At 66.1% G+C, this 23,450-nt stretch carries 19 protein-coding genes and 1 pseudogene; 7 read left to right on the plus strand and 13 right to left on the minus strand.

Translation table 11 applies throughout. The features are described from left to right. Positions 1–251 precede the first annotated feature (251 nt). The 7 genes from shn_RS16760 to shn_RS16790 form a co-directional block, all read right to left on the minus strand. Positions 252–1,757, minus strand: coding sequence for an aldehyde dehydrogenase (locus shn_RS16760; RefSeq protein ID WP_064331428.1), 1,506 nt, complete (start codon positions 1,755–1,757; stop codon positions 252–254). A 21-nt stretch (positions 1,758–1,778) separates the two neighbouring features. Continuing rightward, positions 1,779–2,567: an ABC transporter permease gene (locus tag shn_RS16765; protein WP_064331429.1), complete on the minus strand. Its 789-nt coding sequence runs from the start codon at positions 2,565–2,567 to the stop codon at positions 1,779–1,781. A 10-nt stretch (positions 2,568–2,577) separates the two neighbouring features. After that, positions 2,578–3,447 carry an ABC transporter permease gene (locus tag shn_RS16770; RefSeq protein WP_064331430.1) on the minus strand — a complete coding sequence of 290 codons (870 nt, stop codon included), beginning with the start codon at positions 3,445–3,447 and terminating at the stop codon, positions 2,578–2,580. Then, a complete protein-coding gene (locus tag shn_RS16775; RefSeq protein ID WP_064331431.1) occupies positions 3,444–4,553 on the minus strand; it encodes an ABC transporter ATP-binding protein in 1,110 nt (369 codons plus the stop codon). Before shn_RS16775 ends, shn_RS16770 begins: the two co-directional genes overlap by 4 nt. A 75-nt stretch (positions 4,554–4,628) precedes the next feature. Continuing rightward, entirely contained in the window at positions 4,629–5,687 is a 1,059-nt protein-coding gene (locus shn_RS16780; RefSeq protein ID WP_064331432.1) for an ABC transporter substrate-binding protein, read from the minus strand. A gap of 27 nt (positions 5,688–5,714) precedes the next feature. Next, a complete protein-coding gene (locus shn_RS16785) occupies positions 5,715–7,106 on the minus strand; it encodes a sigma 54-interacting transcriptional regulator (RefSeq protein ID WP_064331433.1) in 1,392 nt (463 codons plus the stop codon). Next, positions 7,103–8,293 (minus strand): PAS domain-containing protein, encoded by a 1,191-nt coding sequence (locus shn_RS16790; protein ID WP_064331434.1) that lies wholly within the window; start codon positions 8,291–8,293, stop codon positions 7,103–7,105. Before shn_RS16790 ends, shn_RS16785 begins: the two co-directional genes overlap by 4 nt. A 353-nt stretch (positions 8,294–8,646) precedes the next feature. Here shn_RS16790 and shn_RS16795 point away from each other — a divergent pair, with 353 nt between their 5' ends. The 4 genes from shn_RS16795 (at position 8,647) to shn_RS35065 (ending at position 15,558) form a co-directional block, all read left to right on the plus strand. Then, positions 8,647–9,024, plus strand: coding sequence for a hypothetical protein (locus shn_RS16795; RefSeq protein WP_064331435.1), 378 nt, complete (start codon positions 8,647–8,649; stop codon positions 9,022–9,024). 193 nt (positions 9,025–9,217) lie between these two features. Beyond that, positions 9,218–11,218: an amidase gene (locus tag shn_RS16800; protein ID WP_084438086.1), complete on the plus strand. Its 2,001-nt coding sequence runs from the start codon at positions 9,218–9,220 to the stop codon at positions 11,216–11,218. Positions 11,219–11,417: 199 nt separating this feature from the next. Then, positions 11,418–13,190: a patatin-like phospholipase family protein gene (locus tag shn_RS16805; protein ID WP_064331436.1), complete on the plus strand. Its 1,773-nt coding sequence runs from the start codon at positions 11,418–11,420 to the stop codon at positions 13,188–13,190. Positions 13,191–13,257: 67 nt separating this feature from the next. Next, on the plus strand, positions 13,258–15,558 hold the full coding sequence (locus shn_RS35065; protein ID WP_206362180.1) for an AAA family ATPase: 2,301 nt from the start codon (positions 13,258–13,260) through the stop codon (positions 15,556–15,558). On the opposite strand, the gene shn_RS35070 is transcribed toward shn_RS35065, so the two are convergent. Beyond that, entirely contained in the window at positions 15,540–16,139 is a 600-nt protein-coding gene (locus shn_RS35070) for a hypothetical protein (protein ID WP_145925953.1), read from the minus strand. The two genes, shn_RS35065 and shn_RS35070, sit on opposite strands and share 19 nt — an antisense overlap. Between shn_RS35070 and shn_RS35075 the strand changes: the two genes are divergently transcribed. Beyond that, on the plus strand, positions 16,138–16,617 hold the full coding sequence (locus tag shn_RS35075) for a hypothetical protein (RefSeq protein ID WP_084438092.1): 480 nt from the start codon (positions 16,138–16,140) through the stop codon (positions 16,615–16,617). The two genes, shn_RS35070 and shn_RS35075, sit on opposite strands and share 2 nt — an antisense overlap. 90 nt (positions 16,618–16,707) lie before the next feature. On the opposite strand, the gene shn_RS16820 is transcribed toward shn_RS35075, so the two are convergent. The 3 genes and pseudogenes from shn_RS16820 to shn_RS16830 all read right to left on the minus strand — a co-directional run. Then, positions 16,708–17,490, minus strand: coding sequence for an inositol monophosphatase family protein (locus shn_RS16820; protein WP_064331437.1), 783 nt, complete (start codon positions 17,488–17,490; stop codon positions 16,708–16,710). Continuing rightward, positions 17,487–18,452, minus strand: a complete 966-nt coding sequence (locus tag shn_RS16825; RefSeq protein ID WP_168168924.1) for a sugar phosphate isomerase/epimerase — start codon at positions 18,450–18,452, stop codon at positions 17,487–17,489. The genes shn_RS16820 and shn_RS16825 overlap by 4 nt, the downstream gene beginning before the upstream one ends. 93 nt (positions 18,453–18,545) lie before the next feature. Beyond that, positions 18,546–19,472, minus strand: a pseudogene (locus shn_RS16830) (ABC transporter ATP-binding protein); the annotation flags it as partial. Here shn_RS16830 and shn_RS36815 point away from each other — a divergent pair. Further along, positions 19,462–19,884, plus strand: a complete 423-nt coding sequence (locus shn_RS36815) for a hypothetical protein (protein WP_206362233.1) — start codon at positions 19,462–19,464, stop codon at positions 19,882–19,884. The pseudogene shn_RS16830 and the gene shn_RS36815 overlap by 11 nt on opposite strands. A gap of 159 nt (positions 19,885–20,043) precedes the next feature. Here shn_RS36815 and shn_RS16840 read toward each other — a convergent pair whose 3' ends face one another. Further along, a complete protein-coding gene (locus shn_RS16840; protein WP_371328567.1) occupies positions 20,044–21,678 on the minus strand; it encodes a choline dehydrogenase in 1,635 nt (544 codons plus the stop codon). A gap of 68 nt (positions 21,679–21,746) precedes the next feature. After that, on the minus strand, positions 21,747–22,106 hold the full coding sequence (locus shn_RS16845) for a cytosine permease (protein ID WP_064331441.1): 360 nt from the start codon (positions 22,104–22,106) through the stop codon (positions 21,747–21,749). A 326-nt stretch (positions 22,107–22,432) separates the two neighbouring features. Here shn_RS16845 and shn_RS16850 point away from each other — a divergent pair, with 326 nt between their 5' ends. Beyond that, positions 22,433–23,368, plus strand: coding sequence for a LysR family transcriptional regulator (locus shn_RS16850; protein ID WP_064331442.1), 936 nt, complete (start codon positions 22,433–22,435; stop codon positions 23,366–23,368). Positions 23,369–23,450 lie beyond the last annotated feature (82 nt).

Raw genomic sequence — 23,450 nt, forward strand, 5'->3', positions numbered from 1 at the left:
GGGAAAGCCGATGATCCCGGCTTTCCCAAATCCCGCTTGAATATCAAACCATTCGCGGGCGCCGGCCCGGATGTCCGCTGCCGGATACGTTGAAAACCACCGCAACGGGGTGAAAATCGATGCCGGAAAAGGCGCGCGAGTTTCATCGTCACGCCACGGCCATCGGCGCGCCGCAACAAATGGACGCGAAACGGCGTAAACTTTTTCTGAAAATCATGAGGGCGGCGGCCCCGGGCCGCCGCCCCTGCCGGTCAGCCGAGGTTGAGCCAGACCGACTTGGTCTGGCTGTATTGCGTCAGCGCTTCCAGGCACTTGTCGCGCCCGTCGCCGGTCTGCTTGAAGCCACCCCAGATCGAGGTCATGTCGCCATGGTCGAAGCAGTTGACCCAGACGACGCCGGCCTCGACATCGCGGGCGAAGCGATGCGCCTTGCCGACGTCCCGCGTCCAGACCGAGGCGGCCAAGCCGTAGATCGAATCGTTCGCGATCTCGATGGCATCGTCCAGGCCTGCGACGGGAATGATGGCGGCGACCGGCCCGAAGATTTCCTCGCGGGCAATGCGCATGCCGTTGTCGACGCCGGTGAAGAGCGTCGGCTCGACGAAGGCGCCCTCCGGTGAGGCTGCAAGCGTGCCGCCGCCGAAGCGCAACGCCGCCCCCTCCTGCCGGCCGATGTCGATATAGCTCAGCACCCGCTTCTGGTGCGCCGCGGTGACGAGCGGCCCGATGGTCGTCGACGGATCGAGCGGATCGCCCAGCACGAAGTTTTCCCGCGTGCGAGCGGTGAAACGCTCGACGAAATCGTCATGGATGCTCTTTTCCACCAGGATGCGCGAGCCGGCATTGCAGACCTCGCCCTGGTTGCCGTAGATGCCGTTGACGGCATAGGTGACGGCGGTGTCGAGATCGTCATAGTCGCCGAGCACGATCTGCGGCGTCTTGCCCCCGCATTCCGTCGAGACGCGCTTCATGTTCGACTGGCCGGCATAGATCATCAAGAGCTTGCCGACCTCGGTGGAGCCGGTGAAGCCGATCTTGTCGACGTCGTCATGCAGCGCCAGCGCCTTGCCGGCCTCCTCGCCGAGCCCGTGCACGACGTTGAAGACACCCGCCGGGCCGCCCGCCTCGATGAAGAGTTCGGCAAGAAGGTTCGCGGAGAGCGGCGATTGCTCGGCCGGCTTGAGGACGACGGAATTGCCGGTCGCCAGCGCCGGCCCGAGCTTCCAGGCGGCCATCATCAGCGGATAGTTCCACGGCACGATGAGGCCGACGACGCCGAGCGGCTGGCGCAGGATATAGTGCAGCGCATTCGAGGCCGTCGCGGTGACCGCGCCCTCGATCTTGTCGATCGTCTCGGAGAAGAATTTCAGCGCGGTGACGGAGCCGGGAATGTCGATGTTCATCATGTCCATGACCGGCTTGCCCATGTCGAGGCTGTCGAGCACGGCGAATTCCTCGGCATGGCTCTCCACCAGCGCGGAGAACTTTTCCAGCACCGCCATGCGGGCGCGCGGTTCCATGCGCGACCAGATGCCGGAACGATAGGCCTTGCGGGCGACGGCGACGGCCCGGTCGATCTCCGCCGCACCGCCCCGGGCAACCTCGGCGATGGTCCCGCCGGTCGCCGGATTGATCGTCGGGAAGGTCCGTCCGTCGGCGGAATCGACATAGGCCCCGTCGATGAAATGTTTCGTGCGGAACCCGAGCGATCCAGCCTTGGCGCGCCAGAAATCGATTGTATAGGTCGAGGCATCCATGCGTGTTCTCCCTTCCATGGATCAGGATTGATGCCGGTCGCGCAACAGCGTGACCGAGAGGACGATGAGCACGAAGGACACGGCGACGATCACCGTGCCGATGGCATTGATCTCCGGCGTGATGCCGCGCCGGAGCGTCGAATAGATGTAGATCGGCAGCGTCACCTCGCGCCCCGTCAGGAAATAGGTGACGGGGATCTCGTCGAAGGAGAGCGTGAAGCAGAGCAGCGCCGAGCCGACGATCGAGCTGCGGATCGCCGGAAGCGTCACGCGCCGGAAGGTCTCGAAGGGCGTGGCGCCGAGATCGGCCGAAGCCTCGAACTGGCGCCGGTTGACCTTGGAGAGCCGCGCCATGACCTGCGAGACCACCACGCCGAGCAGCGCCGTCGCATGGCCGATCACCACGGCGGTGAGGCTCTGGGGAATGCCGATCTGCTTGTAGAAGTTCAGCATCGCAATGCCCGTGACGATGCCGGGCAGGCTGAGCGGCAGCAGGATGACATTCTGGAAGAGGCGCTTTCCGGGGAATTCGTAGCGATCGAGCGCCAGCGCCGCCGTCACGCCGATCAGCACGGCAAGCGCGGTTGCAAAAAGGGCGACCCACAGGCTGTTGCTCAGCGCCCGCAGCATCTGCCCGTTGGCGAGGAAAGCCTCGTACCAGTGCAGCGTGAAGCCCGCGAGCGGGAAGGAGGTCACCTTGCTGTCGTTGAAGGAGAACATCACCAGGATGACGATCGGCAGATACAGGAAGGCGAGGACGCCGAGGCTCACCCCCACCATGCCCTTCTGCCACCATCTCAAGCGCAGCATGCCCGCCTCCTCACGAAAGGTCGACCCGGCCGGCCCGGTCGAGACGGCTGGAGAATTGCAGGAGGATCAGCACCAGCGCGAGAACGAGCGTCGCCAGCGCCGAGCCGAGCGGCCAGTTGAGCGCGGCACCGAACTGCGTCTGCAGGAGGTTTGCCACCATGATCCCGTCCGGCCCGCCGACGAGGACGGGCGCCACGAAGTCGCCGAAGGACAGGCAGAAGGTCATCGTCGCGCCGGCCACCACGCCACCGAGCGACAGCGGGAAGATCACCTTCCAGAAGGTCATGAACGGGCCGACGCCGAGGTCTTCCGAAGCCTCGACGAGGCGGCGCGGAATGTTGTCGAGCACGGTGAACAGCGGCATCACCATGAAGGGCACGAAGATATAGACGAGCGTCACCACCATGGCGGTCTGGTTGTAGAGGAAGACGTCGAGCGGCGCCGAGACGATGCCGGTGGAAACCAGAAGCGAATTCAGCGCGCCATCCGTGCCGAGGATGATCTTCCACGTATAGGCGCGCAGCAGGTAGGACACCCACAGGGGCACGATCACCGACATGTAGAGAAGGTTGCGCAGCCGCGGCGAACGGACGGTGAAGACGAGGAAATAGGCGAGCGGATAGCCGAGCAGCAGCGCGCAGACCGTGACCAGGGCGGCGATCTTCAGCGTGCGCAGGATGACGGTCGTATATTGCGGGTCGGCGAAGATCTGGGCGTAGTTGCCGAACTGGAAATCCGGATGGAACAGCGGGAACTGCCGCGTCCAGAAGCCCACCGAGACCATGATGGCATAGGGCACGACCATCAGCAGCAGCACCCAGGCGAGCGGGGCGGAGAACAGGGCGGCAAAGCCGGGGAAGGTACGGCGCGTCAACGTCATTTGCCCCCTCCCGCATCAAAGACCATCACGTCGGCCGGGTCGACATGCACGGCAAGGCGGCTGCCGGGGGAAATCGATGCCGGAAGCGCGGTGCGGGCGAGCTCGGCAAAGAGCGGTTTTCCGCCTCCCTCCGGCACAAGCTCGATGCGCAGGCGGTCGCCATGGAAAAGCCGCTCCAGGACGCGGCAATCGAGGGCGTTCGCCTCCCCCGTCTGCGGGCGCGCCGTCATCAGCCGCTCCGGCCGTACGCCGAGCGTCACGCGGTTGCCCGCCGCGACCGCGGCAGCGCCCGGACGCCGGCTGCGCAGCACGGCACCATTGGCAAGCTGGAAAGCACAGAGATCGCCCTCGCAGCCGAGCGCCTCGGCCTCCAGCAGGTTCGCCGCGCCGATGAAATCGGCGACATAGGGCGTTGCCGGATGGTCGTAGAGATCGGTGGGCGAACCGATCTGGGCGATGCGGCCCTCCCGCATGACGACGATGCGGTCGGAAAGGGCGAGCGCCTCGGTCTGGTCGTGCGTGACCATCAGGAAGGTGATGCCGAGTTCGCGGTGCAGCCGCTTCAATTCCACCTGCATGCCCTCGCGCAGCTTCACGTCGAGGGCCGAGAGCGGCTCGTCGAGCAGGAGGACGCGCGGGCGGCGCACGACGGCGCGCGCCATGGCGACGCGCTGGCGCTGGCCGCCCGATAGCGCGCCGGGCCGACGATCCGCCATGCCCTCCAGCCCGACAAGGGCCAGCGCCTCGGCGACCCGCCGGCGGCATTCCGCCTTCTCCACCCGGCCCGACCGGACGGAAAGGCCGTAGCCGATATTCTGCGCCACGCTCATATGCGGGAAGAGGGCATAATCCTGGAACACCGTGTTGACCGGCCGGCGATAGGGCGGGCTTTCCGTCACGTCCTGCCCGGCAATGGCGATGCGGCCGGCGCTCGCCTGTTCGAAACCGCCGATCAGCCGCAGCGTCGTCGTCTTGCCGCAGCCGGATGGGCCGAGCAGGGTGACGAACTCGCCCTCGGCTATGGCAAGGTCGGTCTCGTGAAGGGCGACGAATGCGCCATATCGTTTCGCAACGCCGTCAAGCGCCACAATCGGGCTGGAGGTCATCGGGTCCCCGCGTCGTGTGAACTGTCTCGTGCGATGACGGAAGGCGCCGCCCGTCGCGGCGCCGTCCGGCAGGCGTCAGGGCGCGGCCTTCACGGCGTTCCAGGTCTCGAGATACTTGTCGAGACGCGCCGGCTGCTGCCACATGACGAGGCTCTTGACGAACTCGACATTGTCGACCTGCCGCTCCTTCTTGAGCGCATCGTTCATGCAGCCCTGGACGGCCTTCGGATTGACCGGGAAATAGCCGGTGGCCTCGGCAAGGCCGCACTGGCCGTCGGCCGACTGCATGAAGCTCATGAACTTGTAGGCGCAGTCCTTGTTCGGCGAATCCTTCACCAGCATCATCGAATCCATCCAGCCCTCGGCCTTTTCCTTCGGCGTGAACTCGACGACCTCGAACCCCTTCTTCAGGTTGTTGACGTCCTTGCTGGTCAGGCCCGTCCAGGCATTCGAGACATAGACCTCCTGGTTGGCCATCAATTCGGTCAGTTCGCCGGCCGACGCCCAGTATTTGCGGATCAGCGGCTTTTGCTCGATCAGCTTGGCCTTCACGGCCTCCAACTGCTCGTCCGTGAGATCGAAGACATTGTCGTAGCCGAGGTAACGGGCCGTCCAGTAGAGCGCGGACTTGTCGTCCCACAGCGAGACCTTGCCCTTGTAGGCCGGGTCGAACAGCACGGTGATCGAATCCGGCTTGGTCTCGAACTTGTCGGCGCGGTAGATCAGCGACACCGAGCCCCAGATCAGCGGCACCGCCCAGGTCTCCCCGTCGGCTACCACGTCGCTTTCCTTGGAGAATTCCGGATAGATGCCGTCGAAGCCCTCGATCTTCGCCGTATCGATCGGCGCGACGAAGCCGGCCAGCCGCAGCATCGGCACGGTGTCAAGTGAGGGGCTGATGAGATCGTAGACACCGCCGCCGGCGGCGAGCTTGGCGGCGAAATCGTCGTTCGAGCCGACATAGGAGGCCGTCACCTTGCAGCCCGAGGCCGCCTCGAACTTCGAGATGAAGCCATCGACGGCATAACCTTCCCAGGTGAGGTAGTTGAGTTCAGCGGCCCTGGCGGCCAGCGCCTGCGGCACGAGGCTTGCGGCGGCAAGGGCGAGAATTGCGGATCTGCGCATGATCGACATGTTTGTTCCCCTTCATGTCTTCGTTGGTCATCTTGTCCGCTTCGTCTTTCGGACGAGGGTGGCGATATCGATGCCGAGCGCCTTGGCGGCGCTTCTTTTGCTCCCATGTTCTGCGATGGATTTTTCCAGAACCCAGTGTTCGAACGCCTGCACCAGGTCCTTGAACCGCTCCGGCCGTTCGGCGCTGTCGGCGACGGGTCCCGCGGCGGGTCGCGCCATCGGCGCCGGCACGTCGAAATGATCGGAGAGGGCGACATCGTCGGCAGTCGCCGCCGCGCGTTCGAGGATGTTCGCCAGTTCCCGGATATTGCCGGGATAGGCATGGGCCGAAAGGCGCTCGGTGAAGGCGGCCGAAAGGCGCAGCACGGGCGTGCGCCCGGAATTGAGCCGGCGCAGGAAATGCTCCGTCAACGCAGCGACCAGTTCGGGCTGCTCGCGCAGCGCCGGCAGGTCGAGCGTCACGACCGCGATGCGGTAATAGAGGTCGCTGCGGAAATCGCCGCTTTCCAGGAGCGCCGGGAGATCGGCATTGGTCGCCGTCACGAGGCTGATGCGCGCACGCCGCCGCTGGACGGAGCCGAGCCGGCTGAAGGTCTGGTTTTCGAGGAAGGCGACGAGCTTCATCTGGGCGACGGGCGAGAGATCCGTCACCTGATCGAGGAAGAGCGTGCCACCATCGGCCGCCTCCACGAAGCCGAGCTTGCCGCGCGTCGAGGTGTCGAGCGCCGAGCCGGGCTCGATGCCGAACATTTCCGCATCGAACTGGGCATCGGTGAGCATGCCGCAATTGACATGGACGAAGGGCGGCGCGTCGGAAGCGTCCGCCTTGCCGATCCAGCGGGCGAGCTCGGTCTTGCCCGTGCCGGTCTCCCCGGTGATGAGCACGGCGCTGCCGCGGTCGAGCGCGCTCGCGGCCCGGTGCACCGCCGCCTGCAGGCGCGGCGTTAGGACGCGGCTCGCCCGGTCCCGGGCCACCGGCTCGGCCTCGAAGCGGAAATTGTCCGAGCTTTCGTGGCCGCGCTGGCGTCCGCCCGCCTCGCGCAGGGTCAGGAGCGCACCATAGGCGCCGCCATCGGGCGTGCGCAGGATGCCGAGCGTGCCGGTGACGTTGCGCTGCGAATTGAGCGTGCCGGACACTTCGATGCGCTTCAGTTGCTGGAGGGCGCCGGCAAGCTTCTGGATGAGCGGGCCGGCCGTCTTGGCATGCCGGGCAAGCTGCGAGCCGACGAGATCGCCGCGCGCGATGTTGAGGATGAGTTCGAGCTTGCCGTTGACGTGCTTGATGGTGCCATCCGTCTCCAGCAGCGCGACACCCTCGGGAAAGGCATCGAGGAAGGCGCCGAATTGCGGCTCGTCGATGAAGGCGGGCCGCAGGCGCCGGTGGCCGGGCGCGGTGAGGTCGTTGGCGTAGAACTTCATGCCAGGGCCTCCTGCGCGGGGCTGCGCGCCTTGCGTTTCGCCTTGCGCCGCGCCGTCAGGACATAGCGGCGCATCTCGCCTTCGATACGCGCGGCACGGAAGCGCCAGACGTCGCGGCTGCCATTGGCCGCAACCACGGTGAGGTCGCATCCGCTCTCGCCATCCTCGCCTTCGAGCGCGGCCTGCCGCAGCTTGCCGAGGGCCTGGCGGGTTTCCATGAAATGCTGGATCGGCCTACCAAGGATCTGCTCGGCTGTCCGGCCCCACACGTCCTCGGCCGCCGGATTGGCCGCCAGCAGCAGCCCGTCTTCGGAAATGACGAGGATCGGGTCCGGCGCGGCGCTGAGGATGTCCTGCATCGTGTCGGCCCGGTCGGCGAGCTGCTGCTCGCGGCGTTTGTGCGCGCCGATGTCGCGCGTCGTGCCCCACAGCCGCACGAGGAAGCCATCCTTGATCGCCGCGCGAAAATCGTTCTCGACCAGCATCTCGCTGCCGTCATGCCGCCGGTCGACCGCGGCCGCATGGTCGAGCCGGTAGTTGGAGCGCACGAGGTCGCGGACCATCTGCCGGTTGATCTCGGTGGCGGGGAAGTAGCGGGAGACCGGCTGGACGTTGAAGTCCAGGCCTTCCGGCACCCGGTAGAGCCGCGCCATCGCCTCGTTGCACGCCCGCCAGCAGCTCTGGTTGGAGAATATCCGCTCGACGATCTCGTCCTCGGCAAGCGCGGTGTCGACCGGCTCCAGGAATTCGATGCACCAGCAGGCCTCCGTCGCCGCGCCGATCATCTGCGAGAGGATCTCCACCCGCTCCAGCAATTCCTCGCCGATGCCGAGCGCGGCGGAGGACAGCGGCTGCTTGACGATCGCAAGCCCGCGCGGCAGGTCCGGAACCGCGCTCGCCACCATCGGCACTTCTTCATAATGGGGCGTGCTGAGCCAGACCGGGAAGCTCGCGGCGGGAACATGCTCACCGGCGGCGATGGCGCGCAGCAGTTGCGCCGAACTGCTCGAATAGATCCGTTCGAGCGACAGGCCCGGCAGGTCCCGCCGATCGATCCCCAGTTCACGTGCCTCGTGGTCGTTGACGAGGCAGACGCGCCCCTCCGCATCGATCCAGTCGATCAGGAGGGAGCCCCCGTTGGCGATGGGCGGCAAGGCATCGGTCGTCTCTTTATTCCGTTGCTGCAAGACCCTCGTCCTCCGGCGACTGGCGGCAAACACCGGGGGCATCCCGCCATAACCGGGGCTAAAAGCAACGGTGAATCCGAAAGACGCGAAAAAATCCTCGTCCTGGCGCCTGAAATGCGCAAAACCGCAGCACTTGATGCTGGAATACATACAGGCGATCGCGCCGGAGAGACGATTCCACCAGCTTCATCGGAAAAGACCGTGGATCCGGCCATGCCATGCCGCAAGGCTGCAAGGTCCGGCCTGCCTCCATACACGGCGCCACAACCGTGGGAGCACGGCGGGCCGCCCCGTTTCCAAGGTTTCGCGATAGGACCGGATCGGCTAGAAGGGGCGCGAAGAAGGAGAGACGGATGGCGAACCCACCCGACATGACGAAACATCGCGGCTTCCCCTCCGGCATGCCGGGCACGGGAGTCCAGTTCACCATCAGGCGCGCCAACCCACGGGGCGTGACGCCGATCAAGGCCCTGCCCCGTCGGGCACGGCCGGGCACCGCCGAGCACCGCATCGACGCCGCCTTCCTCCATGCCCTCTGGCACCATTTCGGCGCGGAACCCTTCGAACGCGGCAATCTCGACGCCGCGCGCCTCAACCTTCTCTTCGGCCGCGAGGTCCTGCCCGCCGAAAAGGATTTCGACCCGCTCTCCTATGCGGCCCTGCTCGTCATCAACGAGAAAGTGGCCCGCCAGACCTTTCCGGAATCCTTCGACGACGTCTTCGAAGTCTGACGGCTCAGCAGCCGGGGCAAGTGTCGACGCCGACAATACCCTGAACGTGCCTTGGATGTGGGGCACGACCGGCACCGGCTGCAATGAGGGGAAAGTGCAGGCGATCGAGATTGCCCGGACGAGACGCGAAAGCTAGAAACACCGGGCGGGTATTCCGTCAGTCGGAAACAGAACGCGTGGGGGAAGAGCATCGATGAAGGTCGTCGAAGCGTCGATCGACAAGCTGCGCGAGGCGCTCCGGACGGGTGAGACGACAAGCGTCGGCCTGGTCGCGGCCTATCTCAACCGCATCGCGTATTACGACCGGCACGGCATCGCGCTCAACGCCGTGCCGGTGCTCAATCCCGACATGTTCGCCGAGGCGCGGGCTTCGGACCTCCGGCGGGCGCGCGGCGAAAGCCTCGGCCCGCTCGACGGCATCCCCTACACCGCCAAGGACAGCTACAAGGTGAAGGGGCTGAGCGTCGCTTCCGGCTCGCCCGCCTTCGCCGATCTGGTCGCGACGGAGGACGCCTTCGCGATCGCCCGTCTGCGGGCGGCCGGGGCCGTGCTGATCGGACTGACCAACATGCCGCCTATGGCCAATGGCGGCATGCAGCGCGGCGTCTACGGACGCGCGGAATCCCCCTATAATGCCGATTGGCTGACGGCCGCCTTCGGTTCGGGGTCCTCGAACGGATCCGGCACCGCGACCGCCGCGAGCTTCGCAGCCTTCGGGCTCGGCGAGGAAACCTGGTCGAGCGGACGGGCGCCTGCCGCCAACAACGGGCTCTGCGCCTATACGCCGAGCCGCGGCGTCATCTCCGTGCGCGGCAACTGGCCGCTCGTGCCGACCATGGACGTCGTGGTGCCGCACTGTCGGTCGATGGCGGATATGCTGGAACTGCTCGACATCATCGTCGCCAACGATCCGGAGACCCGCGGCGATCTCTGGCGGCGCCAGACCTGGGTGCGTATCCCGAAAGCCTCCGATGTCCGCCCGCCCTCGTATGTCGCGATCGCCCGGACCGCGAGCCTCGCAGGCAAACGGTTCGGCCTGCCAGCAATGTATATCAATGCCGACGCCGAGGCGGGAACCGGAGATAAGGTCGGGATCGGCGGCGCGACCGGCCAGCGGATCGAAACCCGCGCCTCGATGATCGCACTGTGCGCAGCAGCGCGCGCCGCGCTCGAGGCGGCGGGCGCCGAGGTCGTGGTCACCGACTTCACGGTCGTCAGCAATTATGAGGGAGATCGGCCGGGCGCGCCGACCATCGCGACGCGCGGCCTCGTCAGCCCGGACTATCTTCGCCACGAGATCCTCGATCTCTCCGCCTGGGCCTGGGACGATTTTCTGGCGGCCAATGCCGATCCCGCCCTGCGGCGGCTCGCCGATGTCGACGGCGCGCGCATCTTCCCCGCACCGCAAGGCAGCCTGCCCGACCGCTACCACGGCTTCGACGATCGCATCGCCGACTATCCCGCCCATATGCGCGCACATCCCATCGCCTCCTTTGAGGATATCCCGGGCCTTGCCGAGGGTTTGCGCGGGCTGGAGGAGACCCGGCGCATCGATCTCGAAGCCTGGATGGACCGGTTGGGTCTCGATGCGGTGATCTTCCCGGCCGTTGCCGATATCGGCCCGGCCGATGCCGACGTGAACCCCGCTTCGGCCGATCTTGCCTGGCGCAACGGCACCTGGGTCGCCAACGGCAACCTGGCGATCCGCCATCTCGGCATTCCGACGGTGACCGTTCCGATGGGCATACTGGCCGATATCGGCATGCCCGCGGGGCTGACCTTCGCCGGCCGGGCCTTCGACGACACGGCGCTGCTCGGCTATGCATGCGCCTTCGAAAAGACCGGCGACTACCGTGCACCGCCACCGCGAACGCCCGAGCTTGCGGACCTGCCCGGCCTCGCCGGCGCGGACGTGCCGGACACGGCCGACCTGCGGCTGACCGTCTCGATCACGCCCGATGGCCACGGGCGCCAGCATCTCTCGATAGAAGCGCAAAGCCAGACCCCGCTGCTCTGGCTGACGGTGAACGGCGAGCCCGTCGCGTTCCGCCAGGAAGGCCAGAAGGCGAGCGCCGGCCTCGATCTGGACGAGAACAGCCATGTCCACAGCGAGTGGCGTGCGCCCTACGGCCATATCGTGATCGCATGCGCCAAGGGCGCGGCCGCTTATGCCATCGTCGGCGGCACCGCCTGATCCACAGCTCCTAGCGCAGGGCAAGCCTGCTCCATCTTGCTGCAGAGAGCGGGATTCCGTCATGCCGGATGCTGCCGTCCCGGTCGACGCGAACATAACGATGGCCCTGTACGATGAGCGGGAAGTGGGCTAGCAATCCAGAATTGATCTCTTTCAATCGGAATACACCGGAATCGGGTTGGTATTGAACGGAGGCATCATGCGCGAATGCGACCTGGTCATGAAGGGCGGGATCACGTCGGGGGTGGTCTATCCGCACGCGATCGTGGAAATCGCCCGCGCCTACCGGCTGCGCAGCATCGGCGGCACCTCGGCCGGCGCCATCGCCGCAGCGGTCGCGGCCGCCGCCGAATACCGGCGCGAGCGTTCGCCCGGCAAGGACGACTTCGCCGGCTATGACGGCATCGTCTCCATTGCCGACGAGATCGGCCGCGACATGGCCTCGCTGTTCCAGCCCGCGCCCAGGCTGAAACCCCTGTTCGACATCCTGATGGCCATGGCGGCCGCCGGCGGCGTCAGCAAGCCGCTGGCGATGATGAAGGCGATGCTCGCAGCCTATCGCGGCCGGGCGCTGATCGCGGCGGCCATCGGCCTTGCCATGGTGGCGGCCGGCGTCCTCCGGTCGGACACATCCCTCGCTGTTCTGGGGATTGTCGTGGGGCTTGTCCTGCTTGTGGCCGCCATCGCCCTCGCCCTGTGGCGTTCGATAAAGACCGACCTGCCGGCGCATGATTTCGGCATCTGCCCCGGCCTGACCCAAGAGGGACATGATAAGCCCGCGCTTACCGACTGGCTTGCGGACCGCATCGACCGGGTGGCCGGCAATCTCGGCCCCGGCGACGTTCCGGGAGACCCGCTTACCGTCGGCCAGCTTGCCGACCACGGCATAGAGGTCGCAACCATGACGACCGATCTGTCGTCAGGCCGGCCATACCAGTTGCCGCTGAAAAGCGACCACCATTATTTCTCCAGGCGCGAATTCGAGGCTCTGTTTCCAAAGCGCGTGGTCGACTATCTGGTGCGGGACCGTGCGCCATTGACCGATGTCGGCCCGCAGCTTCCGGCCGATCTCTATCCGCTCGCCAGCGGCCGGGACTTTCCGGTGCTGCTGGTCGCGCGCATGAGTCTGAGCTTCCCGGGGCTGATCAGCGCGGTGCCGCTCTACCGGTTCGACGACCTGCTTCCGGAAGGGCCGGGCCGGTCGAAGGTGCGGCGCTGCCTGTTCTCGGACGGCGGCATCTCCAGCAACTTCCCGATCCATTTCTTCGATTCCTTCCTCCCGTCCCGCCCGACCTTCGGCATCACGCTCTCCCGCTGGGAGGAGGTCCGCCACGGCGACGTGCGCGTCGACCTCCCCAGCCATCCACGCCAGAGCACGCATCTTCCGGTTCGGGCGATCACCGGCATCGGCAATGCCCTGAGCTCGATCCTCAACACGGCCAAGGACTGGCAGGACACGCTGCAATCGCTGCTGCCCGGCTATGCGGACCGCATCGTCGAGATACGCCTCGATGAAAGCAGGGAGGGCGGCATGAACCTTGCCATGGACGAGGCCACGATCCGCCAGCTCGGCGACTATGGCCGGCAGGCAGGACAGGCACTGGTCGAACGCTTCGATTTCGATGAACACCGCTGGCTGCGGGCAGTGTCTCTGATGCCCAAGCTGGAGGGGGCACTGGAGGGCATGGCTACCGCCTATCGCACCGTCCCCGCCGGCGGCGGGCCGAACTACGAGACGCTGCTGACCGAGCATGCGCCGCGCGCCTACAAGAACGCGCAGAAATGGCGCGAGGAGGTGCTGGCACCGTTCGCCGCCGCCTTGGCCGGGATCGGCGACAAGGCAGCCGAGGCCCATGCCGCGGAGGGAACCCGTTCGGTGCGCAAGGGTGCGGTGCCGAACGCCGACAGCAACCTGCGCCTCGTCGCCGGCGCCGACCGCGCACCGGTGCGCAAGACGCAAAGCCCGGCCTGAGCAAGGGAGAGAGCCGTTCATGTTCTTCTTCGGGCACGATAACCGAAGCGAAACGTTCCCCAGAAGCTTGCAGGGACGCGACAGGGAATGGCGCGACGTCACCGCACACTATGCGCTCGACCCGAAGGAGCGCCTGCAGACCGACGTACCACCGGTCTGGAAAAGCCCGCTGGATCGCGACCTCCTCGACGCGCTGACCGCGCTTTCCTACGGCAAGTGCCCTTTCTGCGAGCAGGCCGGCATGCGGCTGCAGCCATACCGCTTCCGCCCGCCGGCCTATGCGACCCCGATGAAGCGGCCGGAAGACAAGGAATGTTATCTCTGGCTTGCCTTCCAGTGGGAAAACCTCTTCCCGATCTGCGAGGGCTGCCTGCCGAGGGACAAGGCCTATTTCCCCGTCGACGGTCCGCGTGCCGCACCACCCGACGTCTCTCTTGCCCCCTTTGGCCTGGTGGGATTGCAGATCGAAGAAAAGCCGCTCCTCTACTTTCCCGGCGAAATCACGAAGCCGGCCCTTGCCTTCGATGTGACCCTGGATGGCATCCTGCACGGCAGGAACCGCCGCGCCGAGCCGACGATCGTCCATTTCAACCTCAACCGTCCCGATCTCCTCCGTCGCCGCGCGGAAGCCCTGGCAGGATGGATCGGCGACATGCGCCGGTCGCCGCGCGCATTTTTCGATCTTGCACGATGGCTCCCAAAGGGCAGCTCCTACAAGGAAATCGAATTCGGCGGCACGCTCTACCTGCTGCTCCGCCGGATCGCGGACAGGCTCGCACGGCGCTTTTATTCATCCGATCCGCTGTCGACAGAGCGCATCAGCTTAACCTTCAGCAGTTGGTCCCTGCGGGAGGATTTTGACGCGGCGGTACGCGAAACCCTTCGCACGTTACGGCGCGAGGATGCGAACAGGGCGCGGGGGCGGCGAGAGCTCACCGACCAGAGGGCCGTTTCCCCGCCGCGTCCTGCGCGCGCGCAACTGCGTGCTGCAACCATCAAGAACTACAAGTCGCTGGAGGCGATCTCCTTCGCCCTGCCGGATCCGCCGCAAAACCCGGCCGCCGGCCACGATCCGGACGAACTGCCGCCGACGCCATGCCTGCTCATCCTCGGCGAAAACTCGACTGGCAAGAGCTCGATCCTCGAGGCGATCGTGCTTGCGGCGATCCTGGAAGACATGCGCGACGAACTCGACCTGGATGGCCGCAGCATGACGCTCAATCCGGAATATATGGGCGAAACCGAAAAGACCGGCACGCGCGGCTGCCGCGTCGAGCTGGAATTCCGCGACGGCGGCGGAACCATCCTCACGATCGGCGCGAAGGATGGCCGCATGCGGACCAGCGCGAGGCTGAAGGGCTCGAGGCCGCCGATCTTCGCCTATGGCGCACACCGGCTTTTCGGCAAGACGCGGCAGAAAAGCTATGTCCGCCGGATCGAGACGCTGTTTCGCAACGATCGCCAGATCTCCAACCCCGAACCATGGCTTGCCGAACTGGCGAAGAGAAAGCCCGAGGCGCTGAACGAGGTGGTCAGCGCATTGCGACACATCATCCGCATCGACGGCGAGTTCCGGGATATCGAGGTGAAACCGGGTAAGGAGAACGAAGCCGGCCGCTGCGTCATCAATGTGCACAAGAAGAAACAGGACGGCAGCGACTATATCGTGCCGCAGCGGCTCGACATCGTCTCGTCCGGCTACCGGGCGGTGCTTGCGCTGGTCTGCGACGTGCTGGAAGGGCTGATGGACGCGGCACCGCACCTTTCCCCGCGTGACGCGCGCCACGGCGAGGCGATCGTGCTCGTCGACGAGATCGAGGCGCACCTGCACCCGCGCTGGAAACTGCAGATCGTCGCGGGCCTGCGCAAGGCGCTGCCGCGCGTCACCTTCATCTTCACGTCCCACGATCCGCTCTGCGTCAGGGGCATGCGCGACGGCGAGGTGATGATGCTGCACCGCTACCAGAACACCGGCGACGGTCCGAGTTCCATGCCCGAGGTGGTCGAGCGCGTCGCCGATTTCGATCACATCGAGACCATGACCGTCGAGCAGCTTCTGACCTCGGAGATGTTCCAGCTCTTCTCGGCCGACGACCGCCGGACGGACCATGCCTTTGCCGAGGTGGCCGACCTGCTCGCCCGCGACAGGAGCACCCTCGACGAAAGGGAGCGTGCCGTGCTTGCCGATTTCAATGCCGCCATTGCCGACGGATTGCCCTATGGCCGCACCGAGGTGACGCGCGTCGTGCAGGAGGCGGTGGCCGACTATCTTGCGCTGCGGCGCACCGCCGACAGCAAGCGCGCGGGCGCGGCGCGTGAGAACGCGAAGGCCGAAGTCAGGAAATTCCTTCAAGGACTGCTGGAATGAGGCGCGTCGACCGCTCGCCCGTGGCTGAACCGTCGATCCTGCGCAAGCCGCGGCCATCGGACGGCAAATCCGAGCTTCAGCTCGCCACCGAACACATGGAGAGGATCGCGGCGGGCGAGAAACTGGGGGCGTTCGACTTCGCCCGCTACAAGGAGGCGTCGGTCAAGACCGTCCTCGAAAAGCTGTTCCACGGCAAATGCGCCTATTGCGAGAGCTTCTATGCAGGGCTCCAGCCGGTGGACGTCGAGCACTACCGGCCAAAGGGCGAGGTCGAGGGCGTTCCAGGCCATCCCGGCTACTGGTGGCTGGCGATGGAGTGGAGCAATCTCCTGCCGAGCTGCATCGACTGCAACCGCCGCCGCAATCAGAAGACGCCGAAGCCGGGCGAGGACCGGCTGGTCGTGTTGCGCGCCGATGGCGATTTCGATCGCTACCGCAGCATCCTGACCGGCAAGCAGAGCGCCTTCCCGCTGATGGAAGGCAGTGCGCATGCCGCCCGGCCGGGCGACGACATGGAGGCCGAGAAACGCCTGCTGCTCGATCCCACGCGGGACGATCCGGACCAGCATCTCGTCTTCCATGTCGATCGCGCATCTGGTGAGCCTCGTCTATCCGAGGCCGCTCGATCCGGCAGAAACCGCCAGACTTCCGGACGCCGTGGCCGACCATGCCGCGATCGCTGGCGCCGCCGTCGCGGCGAAGGTCAGTGCCGTGGGTGCGGTGTCGATCCAGGTCTACGGGCTGAACCGGCTTGGGCTGGTGCAGGCGCGCACGCGCGTGCTGCGCGACCTCGAGTTCCTGCTGGCAATGAGCCTGAACCTGCAGGAGATCGCCGCGGAACTGACGGAACGGGCGGCAGTCCGCTCGGCCGAACTTGCCGCCCTGCACGGTGCGGCAAGGGACCGCCTTGCCGAAGACATCGCCATGGATGAGCGGATCGCCGGCAAGATCCGCCGCTATGCACAGGAGGCGCTGGCCCGCATCCGCGAAATGGCCCTGCCACAGGCTCCCTATTCGCGGTTGGTGCGCGCCTGGATAGAGGCCTATCTGAGGGCGTAGAAAGGCCGAGGATCGGCGGGGGACCGCTCAGACCGGATTGGGTTCAACATCATGACACGCCGGCGGCGGCGCGCTGGGGTTTTTCTGCGCTCAACGCAGGGCTTCCAACGCCGCCTGGTGGATCTTCTCGTTCGCGGCCATCAGCACGGTGCCGTATTGCGGTGCCACCGTCAGCGGCTGCCCGTCCCAGTCGGTCACGATACCTCCCGCGGCTTCAAGGATGGGTATTTGCGGGAGGATGTCGTAGTCGAAGACGTTGCTTTCGACGAGCAGATCGATGCCGCCGAGGGCCAGGAGGCCCGCGGCGTAGCAATCGTGCGAGAAACGGCTGAAGCGGACCTTTGCGGCCAGGGCTGTAAAACGATCGTGGCGCGCGCGGTCGAATTGCTCCGGGGCGGAAGTGTAGAGGATCGCCTCATCAAGCCGGGTCCTGTCGCTGGTGCGGATCGGCGCCCCGTTGAGGGTCGCCGTGGTGCCCGTGCCGAGCCAGCGTTCGCCGGTGATCGGCTGGTTGATCAGGCCGAGAACGGGATCACCCCGGTGGAGCAGCGCGATCTGGGTGCCGAAAGCGAGGGAACCGGAGAGGAAGGATTTCGTGCCGTCGATCGGATCGAGCACCCAGATCCAGTCCGCCTCCGTGCGGCAGGCGCCGAATTCCTCGCCCCTTATGCCGTGTTCGGGAAACGCAGCCTCGATCATCCGGCGCATGGCCATTTCCGCGTCGCGGTCGGCGATGGTGACGGGGCTGGCATCGGCCTTGGCGTCGACGGCCATCCGTTTGCGGAACCAGGGACGGATCGTTTCGGCGGCAGCATCCGCCATGGCATGGGCAAGCGCAAGAAAGGCCGGCGGGCAGGTCGTTTGAGCGGTCATCCTTCGGTCCTTTCGGCTTCCAGGGCGATGCCTTCGAGCATGGTTCGGATCGTTTCCACCTGTCGGTGGGCGGCAGCGGCTTCCCGGCTCAGGCGTGGCCCGAGATCTCCGGTGCCGCGGCCGGTGAAGCTGGCCGTGCGGGCGGGAATGAACGGGTCAGGCCCATCCGACGGACGTCGCAGGGCCGGAGCGAAGTAGCCCTCCTCCTCCTCCAGCCCGAAGGCCAACACCTGCGGACGGTCCTCGCCGAGCAGAAGAAGCTCCAGCAACATCGCCTGGATCGGCAGGTGCCCCTCACCCGAGAGGCAGGCAAGATGTGCCCAGCCGCCGCGATCCGGTTGCACGAGACAATCCTTGACATGCACCTCGGTGATATGCGGCGCCTGGATCGCGAGAGCCGGCATCGGCCGTTCGTAGGCGTTGATCATGTTGCCGAAATCGAACAGCAGGCTGAGGCGCGGATTGCCGACGGCCTCGATGATATGGATGAGTTCCTCCGATTTGAGGTCTTCGTGCTGTTCCAGCGTGTAGCGCAGCCTGCCCTGCGGGTCGAAATCGGCAAGGCGCCGGAGATCGGCGATCGTCCAGGCGATGATCTGCGACACCCGTCCCTCGTAGCGCGGATAGCAGCGGAGAGAGGTCGCACCTGTGGCAAGCGCTATGCGCACGGCATCGGCAAGGCCGTGCGGCGCCGTGGTGCTGGTCTCCACATGCAGCTCCAGGCCGCGGGCCTTCACCTGCGCGGCGAAACCGGCGAGCGCATCGCCATCCATCCGGCCGAGACTGGCCTGTTCCCCGTCATCGACATGGAGCTTGAGGCCGGAAAGGCGCTGTGCCGCGGTGAAGTCTGCGAGATGCAGCGGGGTCATGCCGCCGAAACGCATGTTGAGATGAAAGGCATAGGCATGGGCAAAAAGCGGCGCGGTGCGCGCCCGCGCAGCAAGCCGGAGGCGCTTCGCCAAAGGCAGCGCCGCCACTCTTTTGCGCCAGTCCGGGGGCGGTTGAGTACCCCATGGCATGTCCGTTTCCTCCGTAAGGATTGCGATGCCCGGCCCTCAGGCCGCAAGCACCAGAAGATCGCGGTCCGAGAGGCTGACCTCGACGGGCGCGCCGACAGCCGGCGGGGGACGGCCGGGCCGGTTGAACGTATCGAGGGAGAGAAGCTGGCCGCCGACCATCACGCGAACGCGGATCACGGCGCCGAGGAAATGAACCTCGGCGATGCGGCCGGGAAGCACGATGTCGTGCCCCTCCGCACGGCCGAGCGCCGCCGTTTCGGGCCGAAGTGCCAGGCGGATGCGCTCGCCGGCGCGGGCAGGCAGCGGCCGGTTCAGCACGACGGGCACATCGCCGAGCCGCACGCGGCCGCTGGCCGCATCGACCACGTCGGCATCGACGAGATTGAGCGTGCCGACGAATTCCGCCACGAAGCGCGTGGCCGGGCGATTGTAGATGTCGAAGGGCGTCCCGACCTGATCGGCGATGCCCTGGTGCATGACGACGATGCGATCAGATATGGAGAGCGCCTCTTCCTGATCGTGCGTGACGAAGATGGTGGTGATGCCGAGATCCTGCTGGATGCGGCGGATCTCCTCGCGCAGGCTGACGCGGATCTTCGCGTCGAGCGCCGAGAGCGGTTCGTCGAGCAGCAGCACCTGCGGGCGCGGCGCGAGCGCGCGGGCGAGCGCCACGCGCTGCTGCTGGCCGCCGGAGAGCTGGAAGGGATAGCGGCTGCCGAGCTGCGGCAGGCCGATCAGCTCCAGCATGTCCCCGACGCGTCGGGCGATTGCCGCTTTTTCCTCACCCGCAACCTTGAGGCCGAAGCCGATATTGTCCGCGACCGTCAGGTTGGGAAAGAGCGCATAGGCCTGGAAGACCATGCCGATCTTGCGGCGGTTGGCGGGAAGGCCGGTCACGTCCCGCCCATCGATGCGGATCGCGCCCGATGTCGGCGTCTCGAAGCCGGCCACCATGCGCAGCACCTTCCGCAACCTTTCAGGCCTGATCCATCGCAGCGTGCCGGTGGAGACCCAGCTCGCCCTTGCCGAATTCATCGGCGGCGGGCATTTCGCCAGTCACCTGCGGCGCATGCGCGGCCTTTATGCCGAGCGACGCGAGGCCTTCGGGAAGGCCGGCCGGGCAGCCCTCGCAGGGCTTGCCCGCATCGACTGCTCCGAAAGCGGGCTCAACGCGCTCGCCTGGCTGGAGAACGGACAGGAGGACCGAACAGCCCACCGCGCGGTGCTCGCCGCCGGACTGCAATGTTATCCGCTGTCCGACTATACGATCAGCGCCGCACGGCAAGGTGCGCTCATCCTCGGTTATGCCGGCGTTCCGGTGGAGCGCATGAACCCCTATGTCGGGCGCCTTGCCGAGGCGCTCTTCCGGCTGTGAGAGATCCGCCGCAAAGCCATGACGTGCCGGCGGAGAAGCGGGCCAGAAGCCCGCGAAGGAAGGCCTCCGCGACGAGAGCCCAGTCGCGCGGCTCCTCCGGATCCTCGCGATGCCGCCGCGCCACCAGGTAGCCGATACTCCGCGGCATCTCCGCCCCCCTCAATGCCGGAAGGCACGGAGCGGCGTGCCGCTGCGCTGGGTAACGCCGACGCCGGGCGCCACGCCCACCTCCGCATTGGAAGCGGCGAGCAGCGGCTTGCCGCGCACGATATCGGCGGCACGCTCGGCCAGCATGATGGTCGGCGCGTTGAGGTTGGCATTGGGCTCGGCGGGGAAGACGGAGCTGTCGATGACGCGCAGGCCGTCAAGGCCGCGCACCTTCAGATCGCTGTCGACGACGGCCAGGGCATCCTCGCCCATGCGGCACGAGCCGCAGGGATGGTAGGTGCTCTCCATGGTCTCGCGCACCCAGGCGTCGATCTCGTCATCCCCGCGCACATCCTTGCCGGGTGCGATCTCCTCGCCGCGGAACCGGTCGAAAGCCGGCTGGGCGATGATCTCGCGGGTGAGGCGCAGACAGCGCCGGAAGCCCTCGCGGTCCTCCTCGCGATCGAGATAGTTGAAGAGGATATCCGGCTGCTCATGCGCTTCCGGCGAGCGCAGGCGCACATAGCCGCGGCTCTTCGGCTTGTTCGGCCCGGTCAGCACCATGAAGCCATGGCCGTCGAGCGGCTTTTTCCCGTCATAGCGCATGGCGGCCGGCAGGAAGTGGAACTGGATGTCCGGCCATTGCAGGGAGGCATCGGATCGGATGAAGCCACCGCTCTCGAAATGGTTGGAGACCGAGAGCCCCTTCTTGAACAGCAGCCATTCCGCACCGATCAGGGCGCGGCTCAAAAGCCCCATCCTGCCGTTCAGCGTGATCGGCTCCTTGCAGGCATACTGGATATAGACTTCAGAGTGATCCTGCAGGTTCTCGCCGACGCCCGGCAGGTCATGCAGGACAGCAACGCCCGCCTTCTGCAGCACGGCGGCCGGGCCGATGCCGGAGCGTTGCAGGAGATGCGGCGAGCCGATCGGACCGGAGGAGACCAGCACCTCGCGGTTCGCCTTCGCCACCTTGCGCTCGCCGCCGAGCTCATACTCCACGCCGACCGCACGCTTGCCTTCGAGGAGCACGCGCCGCGTCATGGCATGGGTGACGACGGCAAGGTTCGGCCGGCCCATGGCGGGCTTCAGGTAGGCATTGGCCGTCGACCAGCGCACGCCGTCCTTGACGGTCATGTGCATCGGCCCGAACCCCTCCTGCATATGCCCGTTCGGGTCCTCGGTGGTGATGTAGCCCGCCTCGCGCCCGGCATCGACGAAGGCCTTGTAGAGCGGGTTCCGCATCTTGTTGCCGGCATTGGTGGCAAGCGGGCCGGAATCGCTGCGATAGGCATCGCCCCCGTCCTGCCAGCTTTCGGCGCGCTGGAAATAGGGCAGGCAATTGGCGTAGCGCCAGCCGCGCGCGCCCAGCTCCTCCCACTCGTCGAAATCGCGGGCATGGCCGCGCATATAGACGAGCCCGTTGATCGAGGAGGAGCCGCCGATCACCTTGCCGCGCGGGCAGTGCACCCGCCGGCCGTCGAGGCCGGGCTCCGGCAGGGTCATGTATTTCCAGTTGTACCTGGTGCCGTTCATCGGAATGGACAGCGCCGTCGGCATCTGGATGAAGATCGACCGGTCGCTGCCGCCATATTCGAGCACCAGCACCCTGGTGGCCGGATCCTCCGAAAGGCGATTGGCGAGCACGCAGCCGGCCGATCCGGCGCCGATGATGATATAGTCTTAGGTGTCGGTCATGGCGGTCATCCGGAGGTTTACGGGTAGAGGCCCCAGCCGCGCCGGCGGGCGACGAGCCGGGTCAGGACGTAGTGGACCGCCCCTGCGGCAAGGCATGCGGGGATCGAGGCGGTCAGGTACTTGAAGGCCGGCAGGCTGGCGAGCGTCTGCGGATTGAAGATGGTCACGTAGACGACGAAGCCGACGGCAAGGGCCACAAGCCCGACGGGATTGAACCCGGCCCAGAAGCGGTAGGGACCGTTTTCCTGGGGGCGGTGCAGGCTGTGCATGTCGAGCTTCTGGCCGCGCAGGAAGAAGTAATCGACGATGCCGATGCCCGCGAGCGCGGAATTGAGCGCCGAGGTCCAGACGAGGAAGATGAAGAAGCCGTCATACATCTCGGGATAGAAGACGACGAGACCGAGCGGGATGAGACCGTCGCGTCGCTGACGCCGTAGCGATCGAGATAGTTGCGAACGCTTTCGTCCATGTGTTCCTCCTTTTCAGCCGGCCGCCCGGGCGTGCCGATCCTCCCGCATTGTTTGATCAACGCTGCTGCGTCCTTGCATGATGTCGGCATCGATGGCGTCCCGGTCGGCTCGGGCGTCCGGTCTCACAGGAATTGCCGGCCATCCCCCTCCTCCAAAAGTCGAGGGAGTGTGCCAAAGAAAGAAACATTTAAAAGTATCTATGATTACATGTTCACTTGTGCATTAATCAATGAATGATCAACAAGGTCCGGCACCGCGTCCTCAATCTCTCGCTCGGCGATGCCGAACTCAGGCTGCTGCGCGTCTTCGCCTCCGTCGTGCAGCACGGCGGCTTTTCCGCCGCGCAATCGGCGCTCGGCATGACGCAGGCGACGATCTCCACCCATATGCGCCATCTGGAGGAACGGCTCGGGCTCCGCCTGTGCAGCCGCGGCCGCAGCGGCTTCCAGATGACCGACGAAGGGCGGCTCGTCTATGAGGCGGCGCTCGAGCTTTTCGGCTCGCTGGAGAAGTTCCAGAGCCGGATCGGGGAGGCGCAGGGAGAACTGACGGGCAGCCTCAGTTTCGGCACCGTGGATGCCATGATCACCAACCATGCCCTCGATCTCCAGGGCGCCCTGGCGGCCTTTCACCGCGCAGCTCCGCGCGTGCACCTGGAGATCGACGTCGCCGCGCCGCAGGTGCTGCATCAGGGCCTGCTCAACGGCTCCTACCAGATCGTGCTGATGCCTTCCGTCGGCAGCGTCATGCCGCATTTCCGCAGCCAACCGGTCTTCTCCGAAGTGCAGAAACTCTATTGCGCCGAAGGCCATCCGCTCTTCATTCGCCCCGATGCGGACCTCACCGACGAGGTGCTGGCGTCCCAATCCTTCGCCGGCCGCACCTACATGCTGAACGAGACGATCTGCGGCGTGAACTTCACCTGGGCCGCCGCGACGCCGCATATGGAAGGCACGCTGCTTCTCCTGCTTTCAGGCGCCTATATCGGTTTCCTGCCCGACCATTATGCCGAGGAATGGGTCCGCAACAACCGGCTGCGCGTGCTCGCGCCCGAACGCATGCACTTCGAGGACATGTTCCACATCGCCTATCCGCGCAACAAGCCCTCTCGCGCAGCCGAAACCCTGGCGCAGGCCATCACCGCCAACACGCAGGCCGTTCCGGCATAGGCGTCCGTCCTTTATCGTCACGACCTCCCTGCTCCCCGCCGTCGTGCATGCTGCCCTCGGCGGCGATGCGCAGTTCATTTGC

Origin of the sequence: Shinella sp. HZN7, assembly GCF_001652565.1 — a bacterium.
GTDB lineage: Bacteria > Pseudomonadota > Alphaproteobacteria > Rhizobiales > Rhizobiaceae > Shinella > Shinella granuli.

Excerpts from the sequence above, each read along its gene's own strand:
- shn_RS16760 (WP_064331428.1), bottom strand. The coding sequence starts at position 1,757 with ATGGATGCCTCGACCTATACAATCGATTTCTGGCGCGCCAAGGCTGGA.
- shn_RS16765 (WP_064331429.1), bottom strand. The coding sequence starts at position 2,567 with ATGCTGCGCTTGAGATGGTGGCAGAAGGGCATGGTGGGGGTGAGCCTC.
- shn_RS16770 (WP_064331430.1), bottom strand. The coding sequence starts at position 3,447 with ATGACGTTGACGCGCCGTACCTTCCCCGGCTTTGCCGCCCTGTTCTCC.
- shn_RS16775 (WP_064331431.1), bottom strand. The coding sequence starts at position 4,553 with ATGACCTCCAGCCCGATTGTGGCGCTTGACGGCGTTGCGAAACGATAT.
- shn_RS16780 (WP_064331432.1), bottom strand. The coding sequence starts at position 5,687 with ATGTCGATCATGCGCAGATCCGCAATTCTCGCCCTTGCCGCCGCAAGC.
- shn_RS16785 (WP_064331433.1), bottom strand. The coding sequence starts at position 7,106 with ATGAAGTTCTACGCCAACGACCTCACCGCGCCCGGCCACCGGCGCCTG.
- shn_RS16795 (WP_064331435.1), top strand. The coding sequence starts at position 8,647 with ATGGCGAACCCACCCGACATGACGAAACATCGCGGCTTCCCCTCCGGC.
- shn_RS16800 (WP_084438086.1), top strand. The coding sequence starts at position 9,218 with ATGAAGGTCGTCGAAGCGTCGATCGACAAGCTGCGCGAGGCGCTCCGG.
- shn_RS16805 (WP_064331436.1), top strand. The coding sequence starts at position 11,418 with ATGCGCGAATGCGACCTGGTCATGAAGGGCGGGATCACGTCGGGGGTG.
- shn_RS35075 (WP_084438092.1), top strand. The coding sequence starts at position 16,138 with ATGTCGATCGCGCATCTGGTGAGCCTCGTCTATCCGAGGCCGCTCGAT.
- shn_RS35070 (WP_145925953.1), bottom strand. The coding sequence starts at position 16,139 with ATGGAAGACGAGATGCTGGTCCGGATCGTCCCGCGTGGGATCGAGCAG.
- shn_RS16820 (WP_064331437.1), bottom strand. The coding sequence starts at position 17,490 with ATGACCGCTCAAACGACCTGCCCGCCGGCCTTTCTTGCGCTTGCCCAT.
- shn_RS36815 (WP_206362233.1), top strand. The coding sequence starts at position 19,462 with ATGCGCAGCACCTTCCGCAACCTTTCAGGCCTGATCCATCGCAGCGTG.
- shn_RS16845 (WP_064331441.1), bottom strand. The coding sequence starts at position 22,106 with ATGTATGACGGCTTCTTCATCTTCCTCGTCTGGACCTCGGCGCTCAAT.
- shn_RS16850 (WP_064331442.1), top strand. The coding sequence starts at position 22,433 with ATGATCAACAAGGTCCGGCACCGCGTCCTCAATCTCTCGCTCGGCGAT.